We start from the raw sequence: 20,971 nt of genomic DNA, 5'->3' as shown, positions 1-20,971 counted from the left end.
GACGCACCATGAGCGCTCTGTACGACACCCTGCAACGACACGTCGACGAAGGAACCGTGCCGGGTGCCGTGGCCCTCGTGGCCCGCGGCGACGACGTGGAGGTGGTGACCGTCGGCTCGGTGGACACCGACGGCACCGCCCCCATGGCACGGGACTCGATCTTCCGTATCGCGTCCATCACCAAGCCGATCGCGGCGGCGGCCGTGCTGATGCTGGTGGAGGAGGGCGTACTGGGGCTGGAGTCACCGGTGGAGGAGTGGCTTCCGGAGCTGTCGAAGCCGATGGTGGTGCGTACACCGGCCGGCCCCGTCGACGACGTGGTGCCCGCAACCCGCCCGATCACGGTCGAGGACCTGCTCAGCTCCCGCACCGGCTGGGGCTTCCCCTCCGACTTCTCGCTCCCGGCGGTGCAGTCGCTGTTCACGGTGCAGAAGGACGGCCGGGCTCTGCAGGACTGGCCGGACCCGGACACCTGGCTGGGCCTGCTCGCCCAGGTGCCGATGCTGTACCAGCCGGGCGAGGCCTGGCTGTACGGCACCTCCTCCGACCTCCAGGGCATCCTGATCGAGCGGGCGTCGGGCCGTACGCTCCCCGACTTCCTGGCGGAACGGCTCTTCGAACCGCTGGGCATGAAGGACACGGCGTTCGAGGTCCCGCAGTCGAAACGGCACCGCTTCACATCGGCCTACGCACCGGCCCCGGACGGCACCCTGGCGTTGGCGGACACCCCGGACGGCGAATGGAGCCGCGTCCCGCGCTTCCACTCGGGCGGCGGCGGCCTGGCCTCCACGGCCGACGACTGGCTGGCCTTCGCCCGCCTGCTCCTCAACGCGGGCGCCACCCCGGCCGGCGACCACCTCCTGACCCCCACCTCGGTCAGCCGCATGACCACCAACCACCTCACGGCCGAACAGCGCGACCGCGGCGCCCTCTTCCTGGAGGGCCAGGGCTGGGGCTACGGCGGCCAGGTCGACGTCGCCCCGTCCGACCCCTGGAACGTCCCCGGCCGCTATGGCTGGGTCGGCGGCACCGGCACCACGGGCCACATCATCCCGCCCACGGGAACGGTCGCGATCCTGCTGACCCAGGCGGGCATGACGAGCCCGACACCGACACCGGTGATGCGGGACTTCTGGGGGTACGTGGCGGGCTGATCAGCCGCGCAGCCCGCGCACCAGCAGATCCACCACGGCCTCGAACTCGGCCGCCACGCCCGGCAGTTCCCACTCCTTGGCGTAGCCCGGGTCGTGGAAGCGGCCCGTGGCCTGGAAGAGGGCGCGGGCCGCGGAGGCCGGGTCGGTGACCGTGAAGGCGCCCGCTTCGACGCCGGCGCGCACGATCTCGGTGAGCTGGTCGGTGAGTTCGGTGATGTGGGCGGCGACCACCTCGCCCGCGTCGACGGCCAGGACCGAGTACGTGGCGAACAGCTCCGGGTCGATCCCCGCCTTCCGCCGCTTGGCCGCGAAGAGCGCCGCGAGCCACTCCCGCACCCGTGCCTCCGGGTCCCGGCCGGTGTCGGCGGTGATGCCGGCGAGCAGCTCCGTCGTACGGTCCAGCCACTGCTTCGTCACCGCCTCCCGCAGGGCCGCCTTGGTCCGGAAGTGCCGGTAGACGCTGCCGTGGCTGACGCCGAGCGCGCGGGCCACGTCGACCACGGTGGCCTTGGCCGGGCCGTAGCGGCGCAGCACCTCCTCGGTGGCGGCGAGGATGCGCTCGGCGGTCAGGGTCTCGGTGGTCGGTGGCATGTCTAGACGGTACCCGGCACCGCGATCAGCGCTCGCTGTCGAGCATGGCCATCTGCGCGGGGGCGTACCGCTCGCCGGCCGCCGCGTCCGCCGGTACGGCTGCCTCGATGGCGGCGAGGTCGGCCGCGTCCAGGGTCACGTCCAGGGCGCCGAGCGCCTCGCCGAGCCGCTTACGGGTGCGGGCGCCGACCAGCGGCACGATGTCCTCGCCCCGGGAGAGCACCCAGGCGATGGCGATCTGCGCGACGGAGACGCCCTTCTGCTCGGCGATCTTGCGCAGGGACTCGACCAGCGTGAGGTTGTGCTGGAGGTTGTCGCCCTGGAAGCGGGGCGAGTGGGCGCGGAAGTCGTTCGCGGCGAACCCCTGGCCGGGCGTGACATGGCCGGAGATCAGGCCGCGGGAGAGCACGCCGTAGGCGGTGACGGAGATGCCCAGCTCGCGCAGGGTGGGCAGGATCTCCCGCTCGGGGCCGCGGGAGATGAGCGCGTACTCGATCTGGAGGTCGGCGATCGGGGCGGTGGCGGCGGCCCGGCGGATGGTCTCCGCGCCGACCTCGCTCAGCCCGATGTGGCGGACGTACCCCTGCTCGACCAGTTCCGCGATCGCGCCGACGGTCTCCTCGATCGGCACGTTCGGGTCGAGCCGGGCGGGACGGTAGACGTCGATGTGGTCGACGCCGAGGCGCTGGAGGGAGTACGCGGCCCAGGTCTTCACGGCGGCCGGGCGCGCGTCGTAGCCGAGCCACTCGCCGTCCGGGCCGCGATGGGCGCCGAACTTCACGCTGGTCAGCGCGTTCTGGCGCAGGGCGGCCGGGGCGGTGCGCAGGGCCTCGGCGATCAGCAGTTCGTTGTGACCCATGCCGTAGAAGTCGCCGGTGTCGAGCAGGGTCACGCCGGCCTCCAGGGCGGCATGGATGGTGGCGATGGACTCGGCGCGGTCCGCCTCGCCGTACATGCCGGACATGCCCATGCAGCCGAGGCCGAGGGCGGAGACCTGGGGGCCGGTGGTTCCGAGGGATCGGGTTCGCATCGTCATGCCCTCAGCCTGACATGACAGCTGACAGATTTCAATATCTGTCATTCCAACCTTGTCACACACCCGTCCCGGCTGGTCCAGACCTATTGACGAGAGGTCTGGACCAGAGCACTGTCATGCCTACGACACCTCACCGCACCCCCACCGGGAGGCCCGTATGCTCCGCCGCGCCCTGCGCCTGCTCGCCGCCGCGCTGACGACCGCTTGTCTCACCCAACTGCCCGTTGCGACTTCCGCGTCCGCGGCCGACACCTGCGCCGTGAAGTCGAAGCCGTCCGGCAAGGTCCTCCAGGGCTACTGGGAGAACTGGGACGGCTCCGCGAACGGCGTCCACCCGCCCTTCGGCTGGACCCCGATCACCGACTCCCGCATCGCCGCCCACGGCTACGACGTCGTCAACGCGGCCTTCCCGGTGATCCGTTCGGACGGCACGGCCCTGTGGGAGGACGGCATGGACTCGGGCGTGAAGGTGGCGACGCCCGCGGAGATGTGCGCGGCCAAGGCGTCCGGGCAGACGATCCTGCTGTCGATCGGCGGCGCGACGGCCGGCATCGACCTCAACTCGACCGCCGTGGCGGACAGGTTCGTCGCGACGATCGTCCCGATCCTGAAGAAGTACAACTTCGACGGCATCGACATAGACATCGAGACGGGCCTGGTCGGCAGCGGCAACATCTCCCAGCTCTCCACCTCCCAGGCCAACTTGATCCGCATCATCGACGGAGTGCTGGCGCAGATGCCGTCGAACTTCGGACTCACCATGGCCCCGGAGACGGCCTATGTGACGGGCGGCAGCGTCACCTACGGCTCGATCTGGGGCGCGTACCTCCCGATCATCAAGAAGTACGCCGACAACGGCCGCCTGTGGTGGCTGAACATGCAGTACTACAACGGCAGCATGTACGGCTGCTCGGGCGACTCGTACCAGGCGGGCACGGTGCAGGGCTTCACCGCCCAGACCGACTGCCTCAACAAGGGCCTGGTCGTGCAGGGTACGACCATCAAGGTGCCGTACGACAAGCAGGTACCGGGCCTGCCCGCGCAGTCGGGCGCGGGCGGCGGCTACATGTCACCGAGCCTGGTCTCGCAGGCGTGGAAGCACTACGGCACCTCACTCAAGGGCCTGATGACCTGGTCGATCAACTGGGACGGCTCGAAGAACTGGACGTTCGGCGACAACGTGAAGTCCCTGCAGGGGCGTTGAGGTTCACTTGGCCGTGAGGGCGAGCTTCGCACCAAGGGCCACGAACGACCCCGCGAAGCTCCGCCGCAGCCACGCCATCACCTGCGGCCGTGAGGTGACGTGGCTGCGGACCGAGGCGGCGAGGATGCCGTAACCGGCGAACACCACGAAGGTCGCCAGCATGAACACGCCGCTCAGGCCCAGCATCCTTGGCAGCGCGTGCGGCCTGGCCGGGTCGACGAACTGGGGCAGGAAGGCGAAGAAGAAGATCGTCAGCTTCGGGTTGAGGATGTTGACGAGCACGCCACGGACGATGACCCGGCCGGCGGAAGCCGGGGCCGCCTCCTCGTCGACGGCGATCGCCTCCTTGTCCCGCACCGTGGCCCACGCCATGTACAGCAGATAGGCGACACCGGCGTACTTGAGCACCTGGAAGGCGGCCGCGCTGGCGTTGAGCAGCGCGGCGAGCCCGGTGACGGTGGCCACCACGTGCGGCACGATCCCGAGCGTGCAGGCGAACGCCGCGACGACGCTCGCACGGCGCCCCCGGGAGAGCCCGGCGGCGAGGGTGTAGACGACGCCGGTGCCGGGCGTGGCGACGACGACCAGGGTGGTGAGGAGGAAGGCGAGGCTCATGCCGATCACCCTGGCGCCCGTCGCACCCCCGGATACAGAGCCAATCGACGGCCGGGTTGCCGGACCAATCGGCTCCGTTGGACACCTTTCCCGACCCCTCTGACAATGGGAATTGTCGGCGAGCAGTCACTTCGGCGGCGCCTGCCACCGACCGTGTGGTGCCCGTGCGCCGCCCGAGGGAGGCAAGCCATGAGCATCCGCATCGCCACCTTCAACATGGAGAACGTCTTCCGCCGCCCCACGGCCTTCCGCCTTGCCGACCCGGCGAAGCGCGAGGAAGTCCTCGGCGACTTCGCCCAGTTGGTCGCCCGCCTCGACCGGGCGGTGTACACGGACGAGGACAAGAAGGAGATCGCGCGGATCATCGAGAAGCACCGGGCGTACGACATCGACCCGAAGGACCCCCCGCCGATCTTCGTCAACCAGTCCCGCCCCGGCAAGGACTCCGGGCTGTTCAAGACGACCGGGTCGGGGAAGAGCACCCGCGTCGAGGTCACCGCCAAGGGCCGTGCCGCGTGGTCCGGTTGGGCCGAACTGGGGCAGGACGACCTCGATCTGGACGTGGTGCGGAACACCGGCCGCGTGGTCTCGGAGGTCGACGCCGACATCCTGCTCACCGTGGAGGTCGAGGACCGGCTCACCCTGGAGCGCTTCAACACGCAGGTCCTGGCCGGGGCGCTCGGCAGGCGGCCGTACCCCTACATCCTGCTGATCGACGGCAACGACCCCCGGGGCATCGACATCGGGATCCTCAGCCGGCACCCGATCACATCCGTGCGGTCCCACCTCTTCGACACCGACCCGGAACGCCCCGAGGACCGCCTCTTCAGCCGTGACTGCCCCGAGTTCGAGATCAGGCTCGACGGCACGCCCCTGGTGATCCTCGGCAACCACCTGAAGAGCAAGTTCCACGACGATCCGGAGCTGCGGCTGGCTCAGGCGAAGCGGGTCGCGGAGATCTACCGGGCCGCGCTGGAGCGCTCCCCGCACGTCATGGTCGCCGGGGACCTCAACGACGACCCCGACAGCGACGCGGCCGCGGTGCTGCGGGACACCGGTCTGCGCGACGTGATGAGTCACCACGCCTACCGTGGCGTGCCCGGCACCCACGGGGAGTGCAAGAGCGAGCGCGACAAGCTCGACTACATCCTGCTCCCACCGCCGCTGTGGCAGGAGGTGCAGCACGTCGGCCTGGAGACCCGCGGGATCTTCGCGGACGGCATCAAGTCCTTCGACACCGTGACGTCGAAGACCGATGCGGCATCCGACCACGCGGCCCTCTACGTGGACCTGGACCTGTAAAACGCCGGTTCCCCGCGCCCCTCCAGGGGCGCGGGGAACTGCGCGACAAGCCACGGACAACGCGCACCCGGCAGATCACCCGAGCCAGGCAGACGCTGCTCCGTCGATCAACTAGCTGCCGATGAGACGCCCGGCGAGGTACCCCTCGATCTGATCGAGAGACACCCGCTCCTGCTTCATCGAGTCACGCTCGCGCACCGTCACCGCGTTGTCGTCCAGCGTGTCGAAGTCGACCGTCACGCAGTACGGCGTGCCGATCTCGTCCTGGCGGCGGTAGCGGCGGCCGATCGCGCCCGCGTCGTCGAACTCGATGTTCCAGTTCTGGCGCAGCGCCTGGGCGAGGCCTTTGGCCTTCGGGGACAGCTCGGGGTTGCGGGAGAGCGGGAGCACCGCGACCTTCACGGGAGCCAGACGGTGGTCCAGGCGCAGCACCGTGCGCTTCTCCATCTTGCCCTTGGCGTTCGGGGCCTCGTCCTCGACGTACGCGTCGAGCAGGAACGCCAGCATCGCCCGGCCGACACCGGCCGCCGGCTCGATGACGTACGGAGTCCAGCGCTCGCCGGCCTCCTGGTCGAAGTAGGAGAGGTCCTGGCCGGAGGCCTTGGAGTGCGCGCCGAGGTCGTAGTCGGTGCGGTTGGCGACACCCTCCAGCTCGCCCCACTCGTTGCCGCCGAACTGGAAGCGGTACTCGATGTCAGCGGTGCGCTTGGAGTAGTGGGAGAGCTTCTCCTTCGGGTGCTCGTACCACCGCATGTTCTCCTCGCGCAGGCCCAGGCCGGTGTACCAGTTCCAGCGCTGCTCCATCCAGTACTCCTGCCACTTCTCGTCCTCGCCCGGCTTGACGAAGAACTCCATCTCCATCTGCTCGAACTCGCGGGTGCGGAAGATGAAGTTGCCGGGCGTGATCTCGTTGCGGAAGGACTTACCCATCTGCGCGATGCCGAACGGCGGCTTGCGGCGCGAAGTGGTCTGCACCTGGGCGAAGTTGGTGAAGATGCCCTGGGCGGTCTCGGGCCGCAGGTACGCGACGGAGCCGCTGTCCTGCGTCGGGCCCAGGTGGGTGGAGAGCAGGCCCGAGAACTGCTTGGGCTCGGTGAACTGGCCCTTGTTGCCGCAGTTGGGGCAGTTGACGTCCGCCAGGCCGTTCTCCGGGAGGTGGCCCTTCTTCGCCTCGTACGCCTCCTCCAGGTGGTCCGCGCGGAACCGCTTGTGACAGGAGGTGCACTCGGTGAGCGGGTCCGTGAAGGTGGCGACGTGGCCGGAGGCGACCCAGACCTCGGGGGCCAGGATCACGGACGAGTCGATACCGACCACGTCCTCGCGCGACGTCACCATGTAACGCCACCACTGGCGCTTCAGGTTCTCCTTGAGCTCGACACCCAGCGGCCCGTAGTCCCAGGCGGCGCGCTGACCGCCGTAGATCTCACTGCAGGGGAATACGAAGCCACGGCGCTTGCTCAGGCTGACGATGGTGTCGATCTTGTCGGCGGCCACGGTGCTCTCTTCATTACGACGACGGGCGACGAAGCATCTCTTCGAGCAGTGCTTCAGAGCGAATGCTTCAGGGTACCGGCGGGGGCTCCCCCTCAATCAAATCGGTGCCTGGTCAAACCTTTGTTGACAACGGTTTCCATATTTGTTGAAAATGACTGTCATGAACGTACGACGACGCCTCATACCCACGGTGGCCACGGCCGCGGTCACCGCCCTCGGCCTGGCCACCCTCTCCGCCTGCTCCGGAGCCGCCGCGGCCGGCAACACGGACAAGTTCGACGTCGTCGCCTCGTTCTACCCGATGGCCTTCCTCGCCGAGCAGATCGGCGGGAAGCACGTGCACGTCACGAGCCTGACCGAGCCCGGTCAGGAGCCGCACGACCTGGAGATCAGCGCCCAGCAGACGGCGCAGCTCCAGGAGTCGGACGCGGTGCTCTACCTGAAGAACCTCCAGCCCTCCGTCGACGACGCGGTGGCCCAGTCCGAGGTGAAGACGAAGATCGACGCCTCCTCCCTGACCTCCCTCGAGGAGCACGGCAACGAGGTCGGCGGCCACGCGGCCGAGCACGACGACTCGCACGGCGAGGAGGAGTCCGGCGGCAAGGACCCCCACATCTGGCTCGACCCGGTGAAGTACGCCGAGGTCGCCAAGGGGGTGGGGGCCGCCTTCGAGAAGGCCGACCCGGACCACGCGGCCGACTACAAGAAGAACACCGCGGCCCTGGTGAAGAAGCTCGACGACCTGAACACGCAGTTCAAGGACGACCTGGCGAACACGAAGTCCAAGGTCTTCATCACCACGCACGCGGCCTTCGGCTACCTCGCCGAGCGCTACGGCCTGACCGAGGAGGCCATCAACGGCCTCGACCCCGAGTCCGAGCCGAGCGCGGCCCGGGTGAGGAGCCTTGAGAAGATGGCGAAGGCCGACGGCGTCACCACGGTGTTCTACGAGACGCTCGTCAGCGACAAGACCGCGAAGACCATCGCCTCCGACGCCGGCCTGAAGACGGACGTCCTCGACCCGATCGAGGGCATCACGGCCAAGTCCCGCGGCAAGGACTACTTCGCGGTCCAGGAGGCCAACCTCAAGGCGCTGCAGACAGCCCTGGGATCCGAATGACCTTTACGGAGGACGACATGGGCGCCTTGGGCGAGCCCGCAACCGAGCCCGTCATATCGCTGCGCGGCGTACGTGCCGACCTGGGCTCGCGCCCCGTCCTGCGCGGAATCGACCTCACCGTGAACCGCGGTGAGGTCGTCGCGCTGCTCGGCGCCAACGGCTCCGGCAAGTCGACGGCGATCCGCACCATCATCGGCCAAGTGCCGCTCGCCGCGGGCGGGATCGAGCTGTTCGGCACGGAGCGCAAGCGCTTCAGGGACTGGGCGCGGGTCGGCTACGTCCCGCAGCGCACGACGGCCGCGGGCGGCGTCCCGGCCACCGTCACCGAGATCGTCTCGTCCGGCCGCCTGTCCCGGGCCCGCTTCGGCGTGCTGCGCAAGGCGGACCACGCGGCCGTACGACGGGCCCTGGAGCTGGTCGGCATGGCGGACCGGGCGAAGGACTCCGTCAACGCCCTCTCCGGCGGCCAGCACCAGCGCGTGCTGATCGCCCGCGCGCTCGCCGCCGAACCCGAACTGCTGATCATGGACGAGCCGATGGCGGGCGTGGACCTGGCCAGCCAGGAGGTGCTAGCGCAGACGCTGCGGAAGCAGGTGGCGCAGGGCACGACCGTGCTGCTCGTCCTCCATGAACTCGGGCCCCTGGAGCCCCTGATCGACCGCGCCGTGGTCCTCCGCGACGGCTGTGTGCTGCACGACGGGCCGCCCCCGCAGGCGGTCGGCCAGCACGCGCTGCCGGGCCACGACCACGTACACCCCCACGAGAACGAGCCCCTGCGCACAGGACTGCTGAGCTGATGGACTTCCTCGACTACGCCTTCATGCAGCGGGCCCTGCTCGCCGCCGTCCTCGTCGGCATCACGGCCCCGGCGATCGGTATCTACCTCGTCCAGCGCCGCCAGGCCCTGATGGGCGACGGCATCGGCCACGTGGCGATGACGGGCGTCGGCCTCGGCTTCCTGCTCTCCGCGTCGCCGGTGTGGATGGCGACCCTCACCTCGGTGCTCGGCGCGGTCCTGATGGAGCTGATCCGCTGGTACGGCCGCACCCGCGGCGACATCGCCCTCGCGATGCTCTTCTACGGCGGTATGGCCGGCGGCGTGATGTTCATCAACCTCGCGCCGGGCGGCTCCAACGCCAACCTGACGTCGTACCTCTTCGGGTCGCTGTCGACGGTGTCGGAGTCGGACGTCACGGCGATCTGCCTGCTCGCGGGCTTCGTGGTCCTGGTCACCCTCGGCCTGCGCCGTCAGCTGTTCGCGGTGAGCCAGGACGAGGAGTTCGCCCGGGTCACGGGCCTGCCGGTCCGCGCCCTGAACCTGCTCACGGCCATCACGGCGGCGGTGACGGTGACGGTCGCGATGCGGGTGGTGGGCCTGCTGCTGGTGTCGGCCCTGATGGTCGTACCCGTGGCGGCGGCGCAGCAATTGAGCCGCAGCTTCGCGGCGACCTTCGCGATCGCGGTGGCGATCGGGGTCTCCGTGACCATCGGCGGCACGGTCACCTCGTACTACCAGGATGTGCCGCCCGGCGCGACGATCGTGCTGCTGACCATCGCCGCCTTCATCGTGCTGACCGCGCTGGCGACCCCGCTGGCCCGCCGCCGCGCCCGCGCGGCAGCCGCCGCACAGCCCGTCGGCGACCCCGCGGAGTGTGCGATTCCGGCCGCCCGGGTCCCGGAGGGGAAGGTCGGCGTCTGACTGCGCACAGGCCGGGCTGGCACAATGGCCCGGCAAGGCGCAGACGTAGAGGAGGCAACCGGTGACGACCGCTGGACCGCCCGTGAAGGGCCGCGCGACCCGGCAGCGGGCAGCCGTGGCGGCGGCCCTGGACGAGGTCGACGAGTTCCGCAGCGCGCAGGAGCTCCACGACATGCTCAAGCACAAGGGCGACTCGGTCGGCCTGACCACGGTCTACCGCACCCTGCAGAACCTCGCCGACGCCGGCGAGGTCGACGTCCTGCGCACCTCCGACGGCGAGTCGGTCTACCGCCGCTGCTCCACCGGCGAACACCACCACCACCTGGTCTGCCGCGTCTGCGGCAAGGCGGTCGAGGTCGAGGGCCCCGCGGTGGAGAAGTGGGCGGAGGCGATCGCGGCGGAACACGGCTACGTCAACGTCGCGCACACGGTGGAGATCTTCGGCACCTGCGCCGACTGCGCAGCGACGCAGAAGAACTGAGCCGTTCTACGAGGCCGTGCGACCGAAGCACCTCTCCAGCTCGTCCACGTCGTAGAACTTGCTGCCCCTGGCGATCGGAGTGCAGCCCGTCTTGAAGGCCGTCTCCTTCTCGTTGTAGAGCATGCGGACCAGGTAGCGATCGCCCTTCCGGAAGACGTCCCACTGGATGTTGGAGCCCAGCGGTGCCACGTCCGCGCCGCGCCACGGGTTGTTCGCGTAGGTGTACGGCTGCCCGGGCGTCGCCGCCCGCGTGCTGCCCGGCAGGCCCATCAGGGCGGCCAGCGGGATGATCTCCTCGGCGTGGGTGAAGCGGAGTTCGGCGCCGAGTTCGCTGGTGCCGGCCTTCTTCGCCTCGACCTGCTTGAAGAAGTCGTCGAGGAGGACGCCGGCCATCTTGTACGTGATGTCGCTGTCCGAGAAGCCGGGGCCCTTCTCGTAGAAGTCCTCGGCATCGGAGAGATAGCCGAACCAGGCCGCGTCGGAGCGGGAGATGTAGCGCTCCATGCCCCAGCCCTCGCCGTCCGGGCTCTCCCCGCTCATCGCCGGGGCGATCGCGTACAGGTTGTAGACGGCCTCGGCGGCGGCCACCTGGTCCGCAGTGGCGATCTGGTCCACGAAGTCGGCCTTGAAGAGCCGGCGCAGGACGCTGTACGCGGCCTTGTGCGTCCTCGGCTGGTCGGTGATCGACTCCAGGGTGTCCGCCAGGCGCTTGTCGTTCGCGATGTAGTCGCGGTACGCCGCGCCGCCGGCCGCCTTGTGGAAGTAGAGCAGGTCCTTGTCGGTGCGGGTCGCGCCGATCAGGGACTCGAGGTCCGGGTCGGTGTCCGCGAGCGCGCCCGCGTACAGGTTGGCGCTGTCGATCGCACGGCCCTGCCCGGAGCTGACGACGTCGATCTTCTCGCCCTTCGCGGCGATCGACTCGAACAGCGACGGCAGCCGGTCGGCCGTGCGGACCGCCGTGTCCTGGATCTCCTGCTTGCCGCGGGCGCTGAGGTTGCCGTAGCCGATCTTCGCCATGGCGGCCTGCAGGGCCCGCACCTTCGGGCCGAACTCCTTGCCCTTGCCGGTGAGTCGGCCTGCCGCCTGCGCCTTGTCCCACAGGCCGAGGACGAGATCCGCGTCCTCGCCGTCCGTCGCGGAACGGGAGCCGTGCCGGGAGACGTTCTCCGTGAAGACGGGGGTGAAGCCGGCGGGCGGGCGCTGGTAGGTGCGGGCGCTCTGCTCGGCCTCGTACGTGGCCTTCGTGCCATAGCTGTCGCGGTGTGCGAGCCGGTCCGCGGCCTGGGAGGGCACGGCCGCGGCCAGCAGGGTGCACAGCGCGAGGGCGGGGGTGACGCGTTTCATGGCCGGATCGTCAACGATCTCCGTGAACCGCCAGTGGGTACGGGGATGAACCCCCTGTGGCCACGAGGTGGCCGCTACGAACCTTCCGGCCTGCCCTTCATGGCGGCTTCCATGGCCAGCAGCTCCTCGTTCGGGACCGCACCGCCGAACCGCCGGTCGCGCGAGGCGAATTCGACGCAGGCACGCCACAGGTCACGACGGTCGAAATCCGGCCACAGGACGTCCTGGAAGACCATCTCGGCGTAGGCGCTCTGCCAGAGCAGGTAGTTGGAGGTGCGCTGCTCGCCGCTGGGCCGCAGGAACAGGTCCACGTCCGGCATGTCCGGGTAGTAGAGGTACTTCGCGAGGGTCTTCTCATTGACCTTGGAGGGGTCCAGCCGCCCCGCCTTCACGTCCTCCGCGAGCGCCTTCGCGGCATCCGCGATCTCCGCCCGGCCGCCGTAGTTCATGCAGAAGTACAGCGTCAGCCTGTCGTTGTCCTTCGTCTGCTCCTGGGCGACCTGGAGCTCCTTGGCGACCGACTTCCACAGCTTGGGCATACGGCCCACCCAGCGCACCCGGATCCCGAGCTCGTCGAGCTGGTCCCTCGTCTTGCGGATGAAGTCGCGGTTGAAGTTCATGAGGAAGCGGACCTCTTCGGGCGAGCGCTTCCAGTTCTCGGTGGAGAAGGCGTACAGGGAGATGTTCCCGACGCCCATCTCGACGGCGCCCTGCAGCACGTCCAGCACCCGCTCGGCGCCGACCTTGTGCCCTTCCGTCCGCGGCAGGCCCCGCTCCTTCGCCCACCGGCCGTTCCCGTCCATGACGATCGCCACATGGTTCGGGACCAGCTCGCCCGGCAGCTTGGGCGCGCGGGCACCGGACGGGTGCGGCTGAGGCGCCTTGTACTCGCGGCGCCGGCGCCCCAGGATCCCGTTTACGACCATGTGTTTCTCGTCTCCTTCAGGCTTGCTTCTCTACGTCTTCTCTACGTAACGCAGCGAGCGGAGCCCACGTTCCAGATGCCAGTGCAGGTAGGCGGACACCAGCCCGCTCCCCTCCCGGACGTATCGCGGTTCGCTCGCGTCGGCCGTCTCCCAGTCTCCCGTAAGCAGCGCGGCGAGATGTCCCAGGGTCTGCGGTGACGGTACGACGCTTCCCGGCACCCGGCAGTCGACGCAGACGGAGCCCCCGGCGCCGACCGAGAAGAACCGGTTGGGCCCGGGCAGACCGCACTTCGCACAGTCGGTGAAGCTCGGGGCGTACCCGTTGACGGCGAGCGACCGCAGCAGGAAGGCGTCGAGAACAAGGTGCGGGGCGTGCTCGCCACGGGCGAGCGTGCGCAGCGCGCCGACGAGCAGCAGGTACTGCTGCACGGCCGGCTCGCCCTCATGATCCGTGAACCGCTCGGCGGTCTCCAGCATGGCCGTCCCGGCGGTGTACCGCGCGTAGTCCGTCACGATCCCGCCGCCGTACGGCGCGATGGTCTCGCTCTGGGTACAGAGGGGAAGCCCGCGCCCGACCAGCTCGCTCCCCCGAGCGAAGAACTGCACGTCGACGTGGGAGAAGGGTTCGAGCCGCGCCCCGAACTTGGACTTCGTCCTGCGCACACCCCGTGCCACGGCACGTACGCGGCCGTGACCGCGGGTGAGCAGCGTGATGATCCGGTCCGCTTCTCCGAGCTTCTGGGTCCGCAAGACGATGCCGTCGTCCCTGAAGAGACTCATCGCGCACCGCCACCCGACTGCTGGGGGCGCGGGGGTCGTCCCCCGCGAGACTGCAGCATGATCCGGTCCGCCTCGCCCAGCTTCTGGGTGCGCAGCACGATGCCGTCGTCGCGGAACAGACTCATGGGTCCATTCTCGCGTACGGCCGGAGTCAGCGGGCGCGGTCGGGGTGACTGATGGTGTCCCAGGGGGCCAGGTTCCAGGGGCTGGACCGGTTCGCCGGGTCCAGGAGGGCACGGAGGTGGGCGTCGGCGGCGGCCTGCGGCGCGGGGGCCGACGAATCGGAGGTGCCGCGCAGCCCGTCCTGCCAGACCTTCCGCCCCAGCAGGTAGTGATCGGCGTACTCCTGCCAGGAGGCGTACGTCCGCACGACCGACGGCACGATGTTCTTCAGCGCGGTCCAGGCCTCGGCCTCGGTGATCATCCCGCAGCCGAAGCCGCACCGCGCGATGTCGACGTACAGCGCGGCGTCCCAGGCGAGCGGCGAGACGCCGAGGAGGTGCTGGGCGCGGGCCCGGTAGCCGCTGCGGGACAGCTCGTCGAGCCGCCCGGCCAGCCGGCCCCGCGAGGTGATCTCCCACTGCTCGGCCAGCCAGCCGCGGGCACTGTCGTCGTCGATGCGCGTGAACGGGTACAGGGTGGTCCGCGAGGCGGTGCGGTCCCGGCTCACCGGCGCGCCCAGCGACACCATCCAGAGCTGGTGCGCGGTGAGGGGCGTGGGGTAGCGGCTCTTGGTCCGCGGCTTCGTCCATCTCCGTATGTTCCACAGGCCCATGCGCCCGCACCCTACGTCAAGGGACTTCGCCCCGGCTGCGGGCGTTGGCGTACGCCGTCGCCGCGCTGAGCCGTTCGGCCTGGGTGGCCCCCCGTACGTTGCCGGGGTCGGCGTCCCACTCCCTCCCTCCGCCGTAGGGTCGCAGTTGGACGTACGGTCCTTCATGGCCCATGACGATTCCCACCTTTCCGGTGCGGGTGTCCACGACGTGACTGCCGACGGGGGGTTTCATTTCCTCTCCTTGACGACCGTAACGAATACAACCCGGAATTCCTGCAACACCTTTTCTCGCTCCCCGCTCCTTTCGAGTTTCACGCTTTTCAGCTCCGGCGTGCCCCGTTCCGCCTACACTCGGCAGGAGTCTGCGCCCTACAAGTGATGTGCAGTGCAAGGGGGTTGGCCATGGCCAAGGGTTCGTCCGGGTCGTACCAGGCGATCTGGGAGTTCTTCGGCGCGGAACTGAGGAGGCATCGGGAAGACGCGGGCATGAGCCAGGTGGAACTGGGCGCCCGGGCCTTCGTGTCCGGCACTTATATCGGGCAGTTCGAGGCGGCCATTCGAAAACCTCAGCTGGATATCGCGACGCGGATCGACGAGATCCTGCAGACCGACGGTATTTTCGAGCGGTTGTGCCGCAAGCTGATCGACGACCCCCGCTATGCGGATTACTTCGCGAAGGCTGCGGAGCTTGAGCGGTTGGCGGCGAAGATCTGTGACTGGGAGGACTCCGTCATCCCGGGGCTCCTGCAAACACCGGCCTACGCGAGGGCACTCGTCCTGGCGACGCACCCGTTCGCGACCGACGAGTTCGTCGACGATCGGGTCGGGGCCCGCGTAGAGCGGTCACAGATCCTCAACGACGCCACAAGGCCGGAGTATTGGGCCATCGTGCATGAATCGGTGCTTCGCATCCCAGTGGGCGGACCGCAGGTCGCGGCTGAGGCGCTGGAGCACATGGCCGCGATGGCCCGCGAGCGCAAAGTGCTGCTGCAGGTGTTTCCGTTCTCGGCAGGGGCACCGGCCAACAACGGCTCCCTGCGGCTCATGGAGTTCGAGGACGCGCCTCCAACCGCCTATACAGAGACGTCGTTTTCGGGAAGCCTCCTGGACGACCCGGCGGTGGTGAAGCGTGCGAACCGAGCCTACGATCTGCTCGGGGTCGCCGCTCTGTCGCCGGAGGCGTCCCTCGCCCTGATCCAATCGGCGGCTGAGGACTTCAGACGATGCGCGAGTACGACCTGAGCAACGCCTGCTGGCGCAAGAGCACGTACAGCAACGGCGATGGCGGCAACTGCGTCGAGGTCGCCGACGGAGTCCCCGGTGTTGTTCCTGTCCGGGACAGCAAGGTGGCCGGTGGGGCGGTGCTGTTGGTGGGGGTGGCTGCCTGGACGGAGTTCATCGCGGGCTTCAACCAGCCTGGCCCGCCGAGCCGTTGAGGCCCGCGTTCCAGAGTTCGTCGAACCGCGTCATCCGCTCCGTGACGTACCGCTCACGTGCGTCCAGCCTGGTCCTGGGGTTGAGCTGGCGGAGATCCGGGACGATTTCGAAGTAGAGCTCTCCGTCGAAGATGACGACGTCGAAGGTCGGACCCACCACGACGGGGGACGACAGCTGGGACAGAACCACCACCCCCGCCTCGATGCCCACGCTCCGTTGCGCTTCGAGGATTTCGTCCAGGTCGGCGTTCAGTTCCTGCGGAGTCTGCACGATGAACAGGCGCCGCACCTTCACTCCGCGCCGGATCGCCCCGCGCTGCACCTCCAGATAGTGCTTCGCGGGCTCGGTACGCCAGAAGGCCAGGTCCACGAAGCTACTGGTGGCGTCGATGGTGTCGCGGGCGCACCGGGTGAGTGAGATGAGCCAGTCGTTGTTCTCGCCCGGCCAGTCGGCGGTGTGCGACGTCAACTCCGTCATGACCACGGCCAGGCGCTCTATCTCGGCGCGCGCGAACTCCTGCATGATGCCGTGGCCCTGTGATCCCACCTCCGTGGCACTCCTGACCAGCCGCGACACGTCCTCGGTGCGCATCCCCGAGTCGTCCAGCTCCCGGAACAGTCCGGTCACCTCGCCGACCCGCCTGAAGCCCTGGTCCACCAGTTCCGTCATCTCGCGGTGCTGGGCGGCCAGGTCCTCCCGCTGGTCCCGCCGGTGCTCGCGCTGACCGCTCTCCACGGCGGCCAGGCGCTCTTCGAAGTCGACCATGTACTGGACGATCAGTGCGGCACCGCCGATGACGACGGAGATGGCGAGTTTCCACAGTTCGTCCTCGGACTGGCCGATCCAGGTCGTGATCACGTAGGTGACCGTCCCCACGGCCAGCGTGATCAGGGTCTTGAGCACCACCGGCGGTATGCGCAGACCGCCCGCCGCGGCCGGACCGGGTGTTCCCGGGTCTGAGTCCATGCCTGCCCTCTCCCGCCGGAGTAGTCAGTGACCGCCGCCGTCAGCGCGTGGAGTGCGCCGGATGCGGCAACGGAATGGCCTGAAGCGCCAGTTGGTCCCACTGGAGCGTCTGGTGCCTCCCTTGTCGGAGGCGGCGAAACCGGTCACGAGTCACTCCCTCTCGGCGCTGAACCGCGCCCGCGCCAGGGCGTCGAGTTCGACGAGCACCGACAGGGCCAGGGCGGCGGCGGTGCCGGGCCGTTCGTCGACGACGGCACGAGCGTGCCGGAGCTGGTCCTCGACGCGTTTCATCACCTGTGCCTGTTCACCGACGACCGCCTGTGTGTCCTGCAACTCCTCCCGGCCCGCCAGATGGATCGACTCGTCGATCAACGCCTGGGCCAGGGTGGCCAATTCGGCACTACGGACCAGCGGCCCGCCGTACAACTGGCAGGCGGCGACCATGCATTCGGTGACGCACTCGGTGAGGCTCCAGGACACCGGCTCGTCCCGGCGGTCCGGCAGGTCCGGATACACGGCACGGACGTCGTCCCACAGGCCGGCACCCTCGCCTTGTCGGATGCGGCGCGCCCACAGGTGGTCGCAGATCTGTTCCGCGAGCCGCAGCAGCCGGTGCTGGGAGGCGGTGTCCCGGGACAGGGCGCACAGCTGGATGGTCCGCTTCAGCAGCTGGGCCGAGAAGTCCGTCACGGTCCAGCACATCGGCGGCCCGAGGGTCTCGCTGCCCAGAAGGGGTAGGGCGCCACCCGGGTGATGGAGGCTGACGGCCAGGTCCTGGCGCATGGCTCGGCCGGTGATCCGGCCTCGCTCGGCGAGCCGCTCCATGACGCCGATGGTGCGGGTGAGGTCGTCGTCTGCGGCATGGCGGCGCAGCAGGTCGTGGACGAGGATGGAGGCGACGGAGAGCGAGAGATACTCCGATTCCAGTCCCAGGCCGGTGCTCCGCCAGGGCATCTCCTCCAGCGGCCAGCGCCCGGCGTCGAAGCGCGCGATGCCGGACCAGTACTGCTGGGTGATCTCCCAGCGCAGCCGCAGCGCCTCGGCGAGCCGCTGCTGTTGGGGGTCGAGAAGTCCCAAGGCGAAAGTGCGCTCGGAGAACAGGTGCCGGATGCCGTCCAGGGCGACGACGGTGAAGTACGGATCCGGCAGCGGGGCGGCGACTCCCTGCGGCTGCGGCCCGACCTCTGGCCCCATCACCACCTCCGGCGCGTCCTTCACCAGGCTCCAGGCCCAGCCGCACTCGAAGAGCAGGCCCCCGTCGCGGAGGTCGTCCGCGACGTCGATGCTGAGGGGCAGGCTCTCGCAGATGATGGCCCCAAGCGCATTGAAGCGCCTCCGGAACCGGTCCTGGACGAGCCGCTCGGACAGCTCTCCCTGACCGAGGAATGCGCACAGGGCGCGGCCCCGGGCGGACCCGACGTCGTAGACGTTGACGATGAACGAACGCAGCAGGCTGACCATGGCAGCCGTGAGCCGCCTGCTGCTCATCAACCGCAGCTCCTCGATCCGCGCCAGGACCTCCGGCCGGTTCGTCATGCTCTCGTACGTCCTGAGGAAGCCGAGCGTCGCCAGACACAGGGTGACCGACCTCGCGTAGGAGTCGACCACTCCCAGTTGCCGCTGCTCCTCGGTGAGGCTGCGGCCCTGGTCCTGGGCGGCGAAGGACGAGCCGCCCGCGAACGTGGGCTGCCCGCCCTCGCCCGTGTGGACGCGCATGAACTCGAGGAGTGCCTCGACGATCCGCGTGGGAATCTCTGCCCGGTTGCCGACGCTCCGGAGAGCCCGCTCCACGTCGTGCTCCGTGATGTCAGGGTCGTCGAGGCGGAAGCCCGGTATCTCTGTGGCCGGATACATGAGGCAGAGCAGCCGTTCGGCGTCCGCGACACTGCTCAGTCCGCCCGATTCCCCCCATGCCCAGGTGCCCTCGTGGAAGGAATGGCGGGCGATCGCCTGCCAGATGTCCAGCAGTTGCAGGCGTGGCTTGATCCGCATCCCTGTGCCCCCCACAGATCGCGTCGCCCGGTCGGAGAACCTCTCAGGAATTACCCCCGCCGCGGAATCCGCAAGCCACGATCATGGACGTATAGCCGGGGCGCACCGCGTCGGGCTGCCCGACCGTGAACATGCTGAGCCTTTCTGCGTAGGCCTCGATGCCGGACCGGCTCCTCACGCCCCTCTCCCTCCGGGCACCGACACCAACCCCGCCTCGTACGCCGTGATCACCAGCTGGACCCGGTCCCTCGCGTCCAGCTTGGTCAGCAGGCGGGTGAGGTACGTCTTCGCCGTGGCCACGCTGATGCACAGCTCGGTGGCGATCTCGGCGTTGGACAAGCCGCTGCCCACCAGCGTCAGCACCTCGCGTTCCCGGTCGGTGATGCCCTTCAACTCGCGGCGCCCGCCCGCCGGTTCGGGCCGCGCCGCGAAGTCGTGGATCAGTCGGCGCGTCACGCTCGGGGCGATCAGGGCGTCGCCGGCCGCGACCACCCGGACCGCCGCGATGATGTCGTCCAGTGCCATGTCCTTGACCAGGAAGCCGGACGCGCCGGCCCGCAGCGCGCCGTACACGTAGGCGTCGTCGTCGAAGGTCGTCAGAACGACCACCCTCGCCTCGGTCTCCGCCTGCGTGATGCGGCGCGTCGCCTCTATGCCGTCCATCCCCGGCATGCGGATGTCCATCACGACCACGTCCGGGGCGAGTTCGGCGGTCAGCCGTACCGCCTCCTCGCCGCTCGCCGCCTCGCCGATCACCTCCACGTCCGCGAGGTCGGCCATGACCATGCCCAACGCCGTACGGATGAGTTCCTGGTCGTCGACCAGAAGGACCCGCACCTCACGACCGGTCATCGGACCGCCATCGGCAGCGGCAGTCGGGCCGCGACCCGGAAGCCGCCCTCGGGGCGTGGGGCCGCCGTGAACTCCCCGTGCAGCAGGGCGACTCGCTCGCGCATGCCGGCCAGGCCGAAGCCGGTGTCCGTCGCGCTCCCCCGCCCTCGGCCCTCGTCCGTGATCTCCAGGGCGAGTTCCTCGTCGTCGCTGTAGTCGAGAGTCACTCGGCAGGCGCTCGTGCCCGCGTGGCGTACCACGTTCGTCACCGACTCCTGGACGATACGGAACGCCGACAGGTCGATGTCCGGCGGGAGTTGGCGGGTCTCGCCGAGACGGCGCACCTCCACCCGTACGCCCGCCGCCGTCGTCGTGGCCGCCAGGCGGTCGACGTCCGCCAGGCCCGCGGGGACGGCCGCGTCCGGCAGCTCCGTCACGTCCGCCGCCCGCAGGGCGACCAGCATGCGGCGCAGGCCGGCGAGGGTCTCGCGGCCCTCGTTCTCCACCGCCCGCATCGCCGCGAGGGCCGCCTCGGGGCGGGTCGTCGCCACGCGGGACGCCGCGCCCGCCTGGAGGGCGATGATGCCGATGCTGTGGGCGACGGTGTCGTGCATCTCGCGGGCTATGCGCAGACGTTCGGTGGTGACCGCCTGTGCCGCGTGCTCGGCGCTGAGGCGCTCGGCGTGCGCACGGGACTGGTGGCTGGAGTTGCCGAGGAGCCAGGCGATCACGGTGACGAGGCCGACGGCCAGTTCCGCGGACAGGCCGATGGTCCAGCCGTTCAGCACCCGTACGGTCAGGTACCCGATCAGGGTGCCGATCGCCAGGACAAGGGCGGTGAGTGAGGTGTGCCGGGGGCACGTCGCCGCGACGAAGTAGAGGGCGACGATCGTCGTGAGGTACTGCGCCATCGGCAGTTCGCCCACGCCGAGTGTCGTCGTCTCGACGATCGCGGCCAGGATGGTCAGGACGAGCGCGCCGAGCGGCCTTCGGTGCAGCAGTCGGCCCGCCCGGACCGCCAGCGCCGTGGACAACACGAGGAACGTGAGGCCGTCCCAGCGGTAGAGCTGGGCCGCCGGCCACTGGGCCGGCTCCGTCTCGCCGGGCAGTCTGAACGTCGTCAGGAGCGTGAACAGCGTGCTCGCACACCACACGAGCACCACCCAGGTGCCCGGCGGTACGCGCTTGAGCGGAGGCTGCGAAGTCCCTGGTGGCATGCCGTGA

The 20,971-nt window shown here is 69.4% G+C and carries 23 protein-coding genes; 9 read left to right on the top strand and 14 right to left on the bottom strand.

Annotated features, from left to right (window positions below; translation table 11 throughout):
- The first annotated feature begins 8 nt into the window (after positions 1-8).
- The gene (locus tag ACFY1L_RS12315) at positions 9-1,154 is read left to right on the top strand and encodes a serine hydrolase domain-containing protein (protein ID WP_388822144.1); all 1,146 of its coding nucleotides are present in this window, start codon (positions 9-11) and stop codon (positions 1,152-1,154) included.
- Here ACFY1L_RS12315 and ACFY1L_RS12310 read toward each other — a convergent pair whose 3' ends face one another.
- Positions 1,155-1,745 (bottom strand): TetR family transcriptional regulator, encoded by a 591-nt coding sequence (locus ACFY1L_RS12310; RefSeq protein ID WP_388822141.1) that lies wholly within the window; start codon positions 1,743-1,745, stop codon positions 1,155-1,157.
- A 25-nt stretch (positions 1,746-1,770) separates the two neighbouring features.
- Positions 1,771-2,781, bottom strand: a complete 1,011-nt coding sequence (locus ACFY1L_RS12305; RefSeq protein WP_388822138.1) for an aldo/keto reductase — start codon at positions 2,779-2,781, stop codon at positions 1,771-1,773.
- Positions 2,782-2,938: 157 nt separating this feature from the next.
- Between ACFY1L_RS12305 and ACFY1L_RS12300 the strand changes: the two genes are divergently transcribed.
- A complete protein-coding gene (locus ACFY1L_RS12300) occupies positions 2,939-3,985 on the top strand; it encodes a chitinase (RefSeq protein ID WP_388822135.1) in 1,047 nt (348 codons plus the stop codon).
- A 3-nt stretch (positions 3,986-3,988) separates the two neighbouring features.
- On the opposite strand, the gene ACFY1L_RS12295 is transcribed toward ACFY1L_RS12300, so the two are convergent.
- The gene (locus tag ACFY1L_RS12295; RefSeq protein ID WP_388822132.1) at positions 3,989-4,600 is read right to left on the bottom strand and encodes a LysE family translocator; all 612 of its coding nucleotides are present in this window, start codon (positions 4,598-4,600) and stop codon (positions 3,989-3,991) included.
- Between the two features lie 189 nt (positions 4,601-4,789).
- On the opposite strand from ACFY1L_RS12295, the gene ACFY1L_RS12290 reads away from it, so the two are divergent.
- Entirely contained in the window at positions 4,790-5,902 is a 1,113-nt protein-coding gene (locus ACFY1L_RS12290; RefSeq protein ID WP_388822129.1) for an endonuclease/exonuclease/phosphatase family protein, read from the top strand.
- A gap of 111 nt (positions 5,903-6,013) precedes the next feature.
- Here ACFY1L_RS12290 and ACFY1L_RS12285 read toward each other — a convergent pair whose 3' ends face one another.
- A complete protein-coding gene (locus tag ACFY1L_RS12285) occupies positions 6,014-7,396 on the bottom strand; it encodes a glycine--tRNA ligase (protein WP_388822126.1) in 1,383 nt (460 codons plus the stop codon).
- Between the two features lie 160 nt (positions 7,397-7,556).
- Between ACFY1L_RS12285 and ACFY1L_RS12280 the strand changes: the two genes are divergently transcribed.
- From ACFY1L_RS12280 to ACFY1L_RS12265, 4 genes are all read left to right on the top strand, one after another.
- Entirely contained in the window at positions 7,557-8,516 is a 960-nt protein-coding gene (locus tag ACFY1L_RS12280; protein WP_388822123.1) for a metal ABC transporter substrate-binding protein, read from the top strand.
- A 17-nt stretch (positions 8,517-8,533) separates the two neighbouring features.
- Positions 8,534-9,313: a metal ABC transporter ATP-binding protein gene (locus ACFY1L_RS12275; protein WP_388822120.1), complete on the top strand. Its 780-nt coding sequence runs from the start codon at positions 8,534-8,536 to the stop codon at positions 9,311-9,313.
- A complete protein-coding gene (locus ACFY1L_RS12270; protein WP_388822117.1) occupies positions 9,313-10,215 on the top strand; it encodes a metal ABC transporter permease in 903 nt (300 codons plus the stop codon). The genes ACFY1L_RS12275 and ACFY1L_RS12270 overlap by 1 nt, the downstream gene beginning before the upstream one ends.
- A 61-nt stretch (positions 10,216-10,276) precedes the next feature.
- A complete protein-coding gene (locus ACFY1L_RS12265; RefSeq protein ID WP_388822114.1) occupies positions 10,277-10,696 on the top strand; it encodes a Fur family transcriptional regulator in 420 nt (139 codons plus the stop codon).
- Positions 10,697-10,702: 6 nt separating this feature from the next.
- Here ACFY1L_RS12265 and ACFY1L_RS12260 read toward each other — a convergent pair whose 3' ends face one another.
- The 6 genes from ACFY1L_RS12260 to ACFY1L_RS12235 all read right to left on the bottom strand — a co-directional run bounded on the left by ACFY1L_RS12260 (position 10,703) and on the right by ACFY1L_RS12235 (position 14,753).
- On the bottom strand, positions 10,703-12,040 hold the full coding sequence (locus ACFY1L_RS12260; RefSeq protein ID WP_388822111.1) for a histidine-type phosphatase: 1,338 nt from the start codon (positions 12,038-12,040) through the stop codon (positions 10,703-10,705).
- A 74-nt stretch (positions 12,041-12,114) separates the two neighbouring features.
- Positions 12,115-12,966 (bottom strand): isoprenyl transferase, encoded by an 852-nt coding sequence (locus tag ACFY1L_RS12255; RefSeq protein ID WP_388822108.1) that lies wholly within the window; start codon positions 12,964-12,966, stop codon positions 12,115-12,117.
- A 30-nt stretch (positions 12,967-12,996) separates the two neighbouring features.
- Positions 12,997-13,746, bottom strand: a complete 750-nt coding sequence (recO, locus tag ACFY1L_RS12250; protein ID WP_388822105.1) for a DNA repair protein RecO — start codon at positions 13,744-13,746, stop codon at positions 12,997-12,999.
- Positions 13,743-13,871 carry a hypothetical protein gene (locus tag ACFY1L_RS12245; protein ID WP_388822102.1) on the bottom strand — a complete coding sequence of 43 codons (129 nt, stop codon included), beginning with the start codon at positions 13,869-13,871 and terminating at the stop codon, positions 13,743-13,745. The genes recO and ACFY1L_RS12245 overlap by 4 nt, the downstream gene beginning before the upstream one ends.
- A 26-nt stretch (positions 13,872-13,897) precedes the next feature.
- Positions 13,898-14,521, bottom strand: coding sequence for a DUF1266 domain-containing protein (locus ACFY1L_RS12240; RefSeq protein WP_388822099.1), 624 nt, complete (start codon positions 14,519-14,521; stop codon positions 13,898-13,900).
- Positions 14,522-14,537: 16 nt separating this feature from the next.
- Positions 14,538-14,753, bottom strand: coding sequence for a hypothetical protein (locus tag ACFY1L_RS12235; RefSeq protein ID WP_388822096.1), 216 nt, complete (start codon positions 14,751-14,753; stop codon positions 14,538-14,540).
- 170 nt (positions 14,754-14,923) lie between these two features.
- Here ACFY1L_RS12235 and ACFY1L_RS12230 point away from each other — a divergent pair, with 170 nt between their 5' ends.
- Both ACFY1L_RS12230 and ACFY1L_RS12225 read left to right on the top strand, forming a co-directional pair.
- Entirely contained in the window at positions 14,924-15,763 is an 840-nt protein-coding gene (locus tag ACFY1L_RS12230; RefSeq protein WP_388822093.1) for a Scr1 family TA system antitoxin-like transcriptional regulator, read from the top strand.
- Entirely contained in the window at positions 15,745-15,957 is a 213-nt protein-coding gene (locus ACFY1L_RS12225) for a DUF397 domain-containing protein (protein WP_388822090.1), read from the top strand. The genes ACFY1L_RS12230 and ACFY1L_RS12225 overlap by 19 nt, the downstream gene beginning before the upstream one ends.
- Here the strand turns inward: ACFY1L_RS12225 and ACFY1L_RS12220 are convergent.
- The 4 genes from ACFY1L_RS12220 to ACFY1L_RS12205 all read right to left on the bottom strand — a co-directional run bounded on the left by ACFY1L_RS12220 (position 15,929) and on the right by ACFY1L_RS12205 (position 20,964).
- The gene (locus ACFY1L_RS12220; RefSeq protein WP_388822087.1) at positions 15,929-16,924 is read right to left on the bottom strand and encodes a hypothetical protein; all 996 of its coding nucleotides are present in this window, start codon (positions 16,922-16,924) and stop codon (positions 15,929-15,931) included. The genes ACFY1L_RS12225 and ACFY1L_RS12220 overlap by 29 nt on opposite strands.
- A gap of 150 nt (positions 16,925-17,074) precedes the next feature.
- Complete coding sequence (locus tag ACFY1L_RS12215; RefSeq protein WP_388822084.1) at positions 17,075-18,916, bottom strand: SCO2524 family protein; 1,842 nt, start codon at positions 18,914-18,916, stop codon at positions 17,075-17,077.
- Between the two features lie 174 nt (positions 18,917-19,090).
- Positions 19,091-19,768, bottom strand: a complete 678-nt coding sequence (locus ACFY1L_RS12210; RefSeq protein ID WP_388822081.1) for a response regulator — start codon at positions 19,766-19,768, stop codon at positions 19,091-19,093.
- Positions 19,765-20,964 (bottom strand): sensor histidine kinase, encoded by a 1,200-nt coding sequence (locus ACFY1L_RS12205; protein ID WP_388822078.1) that lies wholly within the window; start codon positions 20,962-20,964, stop codon positions 19,765-19,767. Before ACFY1L_RS12205 ends, ACFY1L_RS12210 begins: the two co-directional genes overlap by 4 nt.
- Positions 20,965-20,971 lie beyond the last annotated feature (7 nt).

Origin of the sequence: Streptomyces sp. NPDC001663 (assembly GCF_042893105.1) — a bacterium.
Lineage (GTDB): Bacteria > Actinomycetota > Actinomycetes > Streptomycetales > Streptomycetaceae > Streptomyces.
This window is presented reverse-complemented; position numbering and strand designations above follow the sequence as displayed.

Excerpts from the sequence above, each read along its gene's own strand:
- ACFY1L_RS12230 (WP_388822093.1), top strand. The coding sequence starts at position 14,924 with ATGGCCAAGGGTTCGTCCGGGTCGTACCAGGCGATCTGGGAGTTCTTC.
- ACFY1L_RS12260 (WP_388822111.1), bottom strand. The coding sequence starts at position 12,040 with ATGAAACGCGTCACCCCCGCCCTCGCGCTGTGCACCCTGCTGGCCGCG.
- ACFY1L_RS12225 (WP_388822090.1), top strand. The coding sequence starts at position 15,745 with ATGCGCGAGTACGACCTGAGCAACGCCTGCTGGCGCAAGAGCACGTAC.
- ACFY1L_RS12295 (WP_388822132.1), bottom strand. The coding sequence starts at position 4,600 with ATGAGCCTCGCCTTCCTCCTCACCACCCTGGTCGTCGTCGCCACGCCC.
- ACFY1L_RS12235 (WP_388822096.1), bottom strand. The coding sequence starts at position 14,753 with ATGAAACCCCCCGTCGGCAGTCACGTCGTGGACACCCGCACCGGAAAG.
- ACFY1L_RS12310 (WP_388822141.1), bottom strand. The coding sequence starts at position 1,745 with ATGCCACCGACCACCGAGACCCTGACCGCCGAGCGCATCCTCGCCGCC.
- ACFY1L_RS12280 (WP_388822123.1), top strand. The coding sequence starts at position 7,557 with ATGAACGTACGACGACGCCTCATACCCACGGTGGCCACGGCCGCGGTC.
- ACFY1L_RS12210 (WP_388822081.1), bottom strand. The coding sequence starts at position 19,768 with ATGACCGGTCGTGAGGTGCGGGTCCTTCTGGTCGACGACCAGGAACTC.
- ACFY1L_RS12290 (WP_388822129.1), top strand. The coding sequence starts at position 4,790 with ATGAGCATCCGCATCGCCACCTTCAACATGGAGAACGTCTTCCGCCGC.
- ACFY1L_RS12205 (WP_388822078.1), bottom strand. The coding sequence starts at position 20,964 with ATGCCACCAGGGACTTCGCAGCCTCCGCTCAAGCGCGTACCGCCGGGC.
- ACFY1L_RS12275 (WP_388822120.1), top strand. The coding sequence starts at position 8,534 with ATGGGCGCCTTGGGCGAGCCCGCAACCGAGCCCGTCATATCGCTGCGC.
- ACFY1L_RS12215 (WP_388822084.1), bottom strand. The coding sequence starts at position 18,916 with ATGCGGATCAAGCCACGCCTGCAACTGCTGGACATCTGGCAGGCGATC.
- ACFY1L_RS12300 (WP_388822135.1), top strand. The coding sequence starts at position 2,939 with ATGCTCCGCCGCGCCCTGCGCCTGCTCGCCGCCGCGCTGACGACCGCT.
- ACFY1L_RS12305 (WP_388822138.1), bottom strand. The coding sequence starts at position 2,781 with ATGACGATGCGAACCCGATCCCTCGGAACCACCGGCCCCCAGGTCTCC.
- ACFY1L_RS12315 (WP_388822144.1), top strand. The coding sequence starts at position 9 with ATGAGCGCTCTGTACGACACCCTGCAACGACACGTCGACGAAGGAACC.
- ACFY1L_RS12240 (WP_388822099.1), bottom strand. The coding sequence starts at position 14,521 with ATGGGCCTGTGGAACATACGGAGATGGACGAAGCCGCGGACCAAGAGC.
- ACFY1L_RS12270 (WP_388822117.1), top strand. The coding sequence starts at position 9,313 with ATGGACTTCCTCGACTACGCCTTCATGCAGCGGGCCCTGCTCGCCGCC.
- ACFY1L_RS12255 (WP_388822108.1), bottom strand. The coding sequence starts at position 12,966 with ATGGTCGTAAACGGGATCCTGGGGCGCCGGCGCCGCGAGTACAAGGCG.
- recO (WP_388822105.1), bottom strand. The coding sequence starts at position 13,746 with ATGAGTCTCTTCAGGGACGACGGCATCGTCTTGCGGACCCAGAAGCTC.
- ACFY1L_RS12245 (WP_388822102.1), bottom strand. The coding sequence starts at position 13,871 with ATGAGTCTGTTCCGCGACGACGGCATCGTGCTGCGCACCCAGAAGCTG.
- ACFY1L_RS12220 (WP_388822087.1), bottom strand. The coding sequence starts at position 16,924 with ATGGACTCAGACCCGGGAACACCCGGTCCGGCCGCGGCGGGCGGTCTG.